The 6394-nt window shown below is 44.7% G+C and carries 6 protein-coding genes; 3 read left to right on the top strand and 3 right to left on the bottom strand.

Going from position 1 to position 6394, the window contains the following annotated elements; genetic code table 11:
* Positions 1 to 166: 166 nt before the first annotated feature.
* On the bottom strand, positions 167 to 1021 hold the full coding sequence (gene nadC / locus C509_RS0121975) for a carboxylating nicotinate-nucleotide diphosphorylase (RefSeq protein WP_018709100.1): 855 nt from the start codon (positions 1019 to 1021) through the stop codon (positions 167 to 169).
* Positions 990 to 2639, bottom strand: coding sequence for an L-aspartate oxidase (gene nadB, locus C509_RS0121970; protein ID WP_018709099.1), 1650 nt, complete (start codon positions 2637 to 2639; stop codon positions 990 to 992). Before nadB ends, nadC begins: the two co-directional genes overlap by 32 nt.
* 80 nt (positions 2640 to 2719) lie before the next feature.
* On the opposite strand from nadB, the gene C509_RS0121965 reads away from it, so the two are divergent.
* On the top strand, positions 2720 to 3865 hold the full coding sequence (locus C509_RS0121965; RefSeq protein ID WP_018709098.1) for an IscS subfamily cysteine desulfurase: 1146 nt from the start codon (positions 2720 to 2722) through the stop codon (positions 3863 to 3865).
* Between the two features lie 411 nt (positions 3866 to 4276).
* On the opposite strand, the gene yhfH is transcribed toward C509_RS0121965, so the two are convergent.
* Positions 4277 to 4405 carry a protein YhfH gene (yhfH, locus tag C509_RS25800; protein ID WP_018709097.1) on the bottom strand — a complete coding sequence of 43 codons (129 nt, stop codon included), beginning with the start codon at positions 4403 to 4405 and terminating at the stop codon, positions 4277 to 4279.
* Positions 4406 to 4620: 215 nt separating this feature from the next.
* Here yhfH and C509_RS0121955 point away from each other — a divergent pair, with 215 nt between their 5' ends.
* A complete protein-coding gene (locus C509_RS0121955) occupies positions 4621 to 5643 on the top strand; it encodes a processed acidic surface protein (protein ID WP_018709096.1) in 1023 nt (340 codons plus the stop codon).
* On the top strand, positions 5643 to 6269 hold the full coding sequence (locus C509_RS0121950) for a class D sortase (RefSeq protein ID WP_018709095.1): 627 nt from the start codon (positions 5643 to 5645) through the stop codon (positions 6267 to 6269). The genes C509_RS0121955 and C509_RS0121950 overlap by 1 nt, the downstream gene beginning before the upstream one ends.
* The last annotated feature ends 125 nt before the right edge of the window (positions 6270 to 6394 follow it).

Raw genomic sequence — 6394 nt, 5'->3', positions numbered from 1 at the left:
CGGGCACTTTTATCCTCTATTAGTGACCAATTCTTCGCTTTTGCTGCCGATTCGGGCACTTTTCGACATACTCTTAGGGACCCGGCATGAATAAAAAGTAGAACGATTTTGAAGTACTCTTGCCCAGCAAGGTATTCATATTAAAAAATTTATCCCGATCTCCTGTTCAAAGAAGCAGTCTTTCCTTCCCTCCAACTTTAACTTTCGCACTTATATCTAATGCAGAGACAGAATGTGTCAAAAATCCCAGCGAAATATAATCGACTCCCGTATCGCGGTATGAAGCAAGGTTGTCCATTGTAATCCCGCCGGATGCCTCTGTCACAATACTGTCCGGAACCAATTTGATCCATTCCCGGATTTCCTCTGGTTCCCTGTTGTCGAACATGATGACATCAGCTTTGGCAGCTACTGCTTCAAGCACCATTTCCCTCGTCTCGGTTTCGACTTCGATTTTGACCATATGGCCTGCCTTTGCCCGTACCGCGGCGACTGCTTCGGCGATCGACCCGGCAAACGCAATGTGGTTGTCTTTAAGCATCGCTCCGTCGTATAAGCCGTAACGGTGGTTCTGACCTCCGCCGCACCGGACGGCATATTTTTCAAGCATCCGAAGGCCTGGTGTTGTTTTCCTTGTATCGCAAATTTTCGTATGCTCACTATTCAGGACGTCAACTGCTTGGCGTGTTTTCGTTGCAATGCCGCTCATCCTTTGCACAAGGTTCAGAATGACACGCTCGCCCTTCAAGAGTGCCGATACTGGACCCCTTACTGTCGCGAGCAGCTGCCCCACTGAAATGTTTTCACCGTCACGGACAAAGAGTTCATAATGCAACTCCGGATCAAGGATTGAGTATCCCGTTCTAATAATGTCCTTGCCGCAGAATACACCAAATTCTTTTGCGATAAAATGGACCTCGCCATGATGGCCATCTCCGAATATTTGGCTGGTCACATCACGATCTCCGATATCTTCCAGAAAAAATTGTTCAAGTTGCAACCGCAGTTTTAATTTGTTCATTGTTCCCATTCCTTTTATGGATAATTTTCCTGCCCATCCAGTCGTGATTTTTTTCACAAGGGTAGTCGCTGCGAAAATGTCCTCCCCTGCTTTCTGTCCTTTTCAAGGCTGAATCCGTGATCAGCCATGATGTGATAAGCATGAACACCCGGGTCATTTCTTCAATAGTTAAATGGTCCAGATCCGTTTTCATCCATTCGTCTATTTGAAAACCTTCCAACCATTGCTTTTGTCTGGCTAAGCCTTCTGCGGAGCGGACAATTCCTACGTTGTCCATCATGGATTGCTGGATATCTTTGGCTTTCGGCAATCGGATGTTGCAGTTGTTCGTCCCGATGAGCGAACCGCTATCTTCCGGATGATCCTCATTTTTTATTCCATTTAGCGAATGAACGGTTTCCATCTCATTCAGTTTGCACCATTCGATGCTTCGGGGATTCAGTCCAGATCGTTCTCCGCTTTCATTGATCCATTCAGCCAACTTTTTCCCCATAAACAGTCCTTCAAGCAACGAGTTGCTCGCCAAACGATTCGCACCGTGAAGGCCCGTACAGGCAACCTCGCCAATGGCGTACAACCCTTTAATGCTAGTCCGGCCAATCAGATCTGTTTTTACGCCACCCATTAAAAAATGGCTTCCTGGTGCAACAGGGATCTGTTTTTTCCAATCTACGTGATTTTTTTCACACAAAGTGGTAACTGTCGGGAACCGCACGGCGAAATTCTCAATAAGTGATACATCAAGATATACTTGGGTTCCTTTACGTATATATTCATAAATCGTTTGTGCAACGATATGCCGCGGCGCGAGGTCTCCCATTGGATGGACATCATCCATAATCGGTTCACCCTTGTCAGTGACCAGCCTTCCACCCTCTCCGCGAACAGCTTCCGAAATCAAACCATGGGTTTTACCATCCAAATAAAGAAGGGTCGGATGAAATTGGATGAACTCCATATCGACGACTTCCGCACCCGCTTTGTATGCAAGCGCAATGCCATCGCCTGATACGGTTTCAGCATTGGATGTATGGCTGTAAAGCTGGCCGCATCCTCCTGTTGCCAAAACAACATGGTCAGCAAGAAATGATTCGACGTGACCATCTGCCTTTTTCCCCTTGGCGCCGATGCATTGACCGGAAGGATCCATGATTAACTCAAATACAAATATATTCTCAATGACGACAAATTTACCGACAGAAACGGAAGCAAGATGCTTCATGATCTGCTGCCCTGTTGCATCCCCGCCCCCATGAACGATCCGATGTTCTCTATGTGCACCTTCCATTCCGAGCAGCAGCCTGCCCTTTTCATCTGTATCAAACCGGCAGCCTTCCGCCCACAGCTCTTCAATCAATTCCGGTGCTTCCCTTGTTACGGCCAGCACTGTAGCACTTTCATTATGGAATCGCCCAGCTTCAAGCGTATCGGCAAAGTGACTTTCCGGATGATCACTTTCCCCAATGGCAGCGGCAACTCCTCCCTGTGCCAGGTTGGAATTTCCATTTTTTAAAAAAGACTTTGTGATGACTATCACATTCTTATCGTCACCCAGACGCTTCGCCAATTGCAGAGCGGCCACACCGCTTCCGATAATAAGGACATCCGCTTTATTCATTATGCGCCTCCCAGTATTTACAATTGTCTTGACACATATATTTACACACAATTACACTTATGACAAGAGTTTTTTTAAAAATGAATGGAAAGCAGGTTTACCAGGTGAAATATTTCGATTATGCAGCCACTTGTCCACTGGATCAAGAAGCGGCGGAAGTCTATGTAAAAGCGGCATCCTCATACTACGGAAATTCGAGCAGCCTTCATGATGCCGGAGATCAGGCACATGAACTTTTGGAATATAGCCGGGCACAATTCGCCTGCTTTTTCGGCGTATCTAAAGATGGAGTATATTTTACAAGCGGCGGGTCGGAAGGCAATTTTTTGGGCATTCAAACATTATTGTCCAGTAAGCTAAAAAAAGGAAAGCACATCATAACAGGAGCTGCTGAACATTCTTCTGTTTTAAATACAATGGATAAATTACGGGAATCCGGTTGGGATATCACAAAGCTGTCTTTTGCTCCGGACGGGCGGATCAATTTGGCGGATTTCTTGAATGTTATCCGTGAAGACACTGTTTTAGTGAGCATCCAGCACGCAAACCCGGAGATCGGTACCCTTCAGCCAATTGAAGAAATTGGTCGGGTCTGCCAGGAGCATCGTATTCTTTTTCATAGTGACTGCGTTCAATCTTTCGGTAAGGTAAATTTGGTGCCGGTTGCCCGCTCCGTTGACAGCCTTACGATCTCCGGCCATAAATTTTACGGGCCAAAAGGAGTAGGGGCCGTTTACCTGAATCCTGAACTGCGATGGGATCCCTATGTTCCAGGCACCACGCACGAAGGTGGATTCCGACCGGGAACCGTGAACGTACCGGGAATTGCGGCCATGGCTGTGGCCGCGGAAAAAGCTGTGGGAGGATGGGAAGTTTACGAGAAGCATTACCGCACGCTTCGGGAAGCATTTTTGAAATCGCTGAATCCCATTTTGGCAAAGTGTACCCTTTATAAGGCTGACCTGCCTTCAACAGTCGGCATGAGGATAAATGGGCTTGAAGGTCAGCTAATCATGAACGAGGCGAACCAACGCGGATTTGCCATCTCGACAGGGAGCGCCTGTCAGGTGAGCCAACAGGCTCCAGCGAAGACAATGGTTGCTCTTGGAGTGGAAGGAAAAGCTGCAAAAGAATTCATTCGGATTACGTTTGGCCGGGAAACAGAAATGGAGGATGTAAGGCAGTTAGGAGATGCCCTTGTAAAAATTGTTGGAGAAAATTTGTAGAGAAAAGATTCTGAGTGAACTCAGTAAACTCATTTATTGTAATTTTTATCAACTTGTATGTGCCAAGGGGCCTCAGTTTTATGATACGGAACCTGGTACGTATGACCCAGGAACAGACTTTTGATACGAAGTCTGACGGATAGGAAAGGTGATCCATCTTTATGGTGGGAAGTGTAAGGATATAACCGGGACTCCGCTAATAAGACCTATCAGGAGCAGGTATAAGTTAGAGCAGGTTTATGATGCAAAACTCATATTGCCAGTCATAAACAACTAATCTGTTATATATCACAATACAGCCTTCGTTCCCAGCGAGGGCTTCTTCTTTTTCAACACAAAAATAATCTGCTCTGTCTCATCCGGAAACAGGCAGACTATGGATGGCCTTCAAATAATTTTTTCAATTTTTTATTACTCCTCCGCTTTGCTTAGGCAGCGCTCACATTCGTTGAAATAGCACTCATGCATTTCATTCATTTCTTCTCCGCATTGGCAGCATTGTTTGGCAGGAATGTTTCTGTAAAATTCGATTGGCAACATGTAGACGCCCTCCTTTTTTTGTTATTAAATACATTGTAGTATAACAGATTAATAATGTCAACATCTGTTATATACCTGTTTAATATATATTTAATTCATTTTGAAAATAATTGTGCTAAAAAATAGGTAGAAACATAATAAAAAAGGTACTATTCACCGGACAGGATTTCGAATATAATAATTAGGATATTCGATAATTTAAGGGGGAATCTCATTTGAAACGGTTATTGCCTGCAGTGCTTGCGGCCATCCTTGCCATTTGGGCGCTGCCATTATCCGCTTTTGCGGCGGTGGATCCGAAAGATCCCGAGTTTCAAAAATATTTAGAAGAAATTGGAATGTCTGAGCAAGATTTTGTTACATACTTTGAGGAAATTCATGATTACACTCTCGAAGAGTTCGATTCTGTTTTAGAAATAAAAGATTACTTGGGCGAAAAGATAAACAAAGAAAACTTGAAAGCCCTGCTTGCTGACTACGGAATGACACAAAAAGAATTGGAGCAGCTTCTTGCAGAAAATGGAATGTCTTTGAATGATTTTATTTTCATTGATGATTTAGAGGATGAAATCATATATTTGGCCGTTGATTCAATCGACGAAGAGGCTATCATTGATGCCCTTGCTGGATTTGGTCTTACAAATGACGAAATGCAAAGATTGGAAGCTCACTTGGACAAAGTCGTAGAAAATGCTGATGAAGAAGCATTTTTAGCTAAACTCTTAAGCTTGGGAGACCGTTTGATGGCTTTCCCAGATTTTGAAAGCTCCTCTGAGCTTACACCAGCTCAAATCGCTGAATTGCTTAGCATTTGGGACGAGCTTTTGGACCTTCTTCAACTAAAAGTAGATTACTATTTAGTGAAAGATGGAATTGAAACGCCTGTTTCTCTATCGGCATTAGTCCAAATGGATACGGTCAACGGTGCTGATTTGCTAATAAAAATTTATTCAAAAGATGGCGAATTCCTTGCCGACCTGCTGATTACAAAAGAGATGTTCGGTTCCGATCTTATTAACAATGCCGGGCAAAATATAAACAAAGCGGAAACAGCAGCCAAAGCTTCCGCTGGAAACCCATTTTCCAAAACATCCACCGGAAAGCCGGTTCCCAAAACGGTTAAGGGAGGAAAGCTTCCAAACACAGCGGGAGGCTATCTTCCACAGACTGTCGCCGGACTCGCGTTTATAATTTTCGGCGCTCTCTTATTCCGTAAATTAAAAGTTAAAGGTGCATGATGAAACGTTTCATTCTTCTTGCAGCGGCAGTTGGATTGATTGGTTTTGGTACTTGGCTTGCCGGGACGAATGCCTTTAAATTTTTGACGGGGTATATGATTTTTACTGTGAATAAAGCCAGTTCAGAACCTGCTCCCGTCAAACAAGAAGAAGCACCACCACCTGTAAAAGAAAAGCGGGAGACCAAAACAGTTATTTACGAAAAGCGCCCTGAAGAGGGCGAGATTATCGGCGATTTGATTATTCCCAAACTGGACGCTACACTGCCTATCTATCACGGAACCGATGAAGATGAGCTGGAAAAAGGAGTCGGGCACTATGCCGGCAGCGTCCTTCCAGGAGAAAAAGATAATTCAGTCCTTTCCGGTCATCGAGATACAGTTTTCAGACGTCTCGGCGAAGTAGGAAAAGGCGATTTATTAATTGTCAACACGTCCATGGGTAAATTCACTTATAAAATACGAAAAGTACGAATTGTGGATGCGGACGACCGGACGGTCATCGTTCCGAAGCCGCGTGCCACCTTGACCGTCACTACATGCTATCCGTTTCGGTATATTGGTGATGCGCCGGATCGCTACATCCTCGTCGCCGATTTGATTGAAAGCAAAAAATATGAAGAATGAAGAGCCGCGCCGATTGGTGCGGCTTTTTTGTAAGAGCATTGATGGTTAAGCAAAGGTGGGAGCTTCTTAAGAGAGGTGGGAGCTTCTTAAGAGAGTTGGGAGCTTCTTAAGAGAGTTGGGAGCAG

The organism is Siminovitchia fordii DSM 16014 = CIP 108821, assembly GCF_000374565.1.
Lineage (GTDB): Bacteria > Bacillota > Bacilli > Bacillales > Bacillaceae_C > Siminovitchia > Siminovitchia fordii.
This window is presented reverse-complemented; position numbering and strand designations above follow the sequence as displayed.

Coding starts and splice junctions, on each gene's coding strand:
- nadC (WP_018709100.1), bottom strand. CDS start 1,021: ATGAACAAATTAAAACTGCGGTTGCAACTTGAACAATTTTTTCTGGAA.
- nadB (WP_018709099.1), bottom strand. CDS start 2,639: ATGAATAAAGCGGATGTCCTTATTATCGGAAGCGGTGTGGCCGCTCTG.
- C509_RS0121965 (WP_018709098.1), top strand. CDS start 2,720: ATGAATGGAAAGCAGGTTTACCAGGTGAAATATTTCGATTATGCAGCC.
- yhfH (WP_018709097.1), bottom strand. CDS start 4,405: ATGTTGCCAATCGAATTTTACAGAAACATTCCTGCCAAACAATGCTGC.
- C509_RS0121950 (WP_018709095.1), top strand. CDS start 5,643: ATGAAACGTTTCATTCTTCTTGCAGCGGCAGTTGGATTGATTGGTTTT.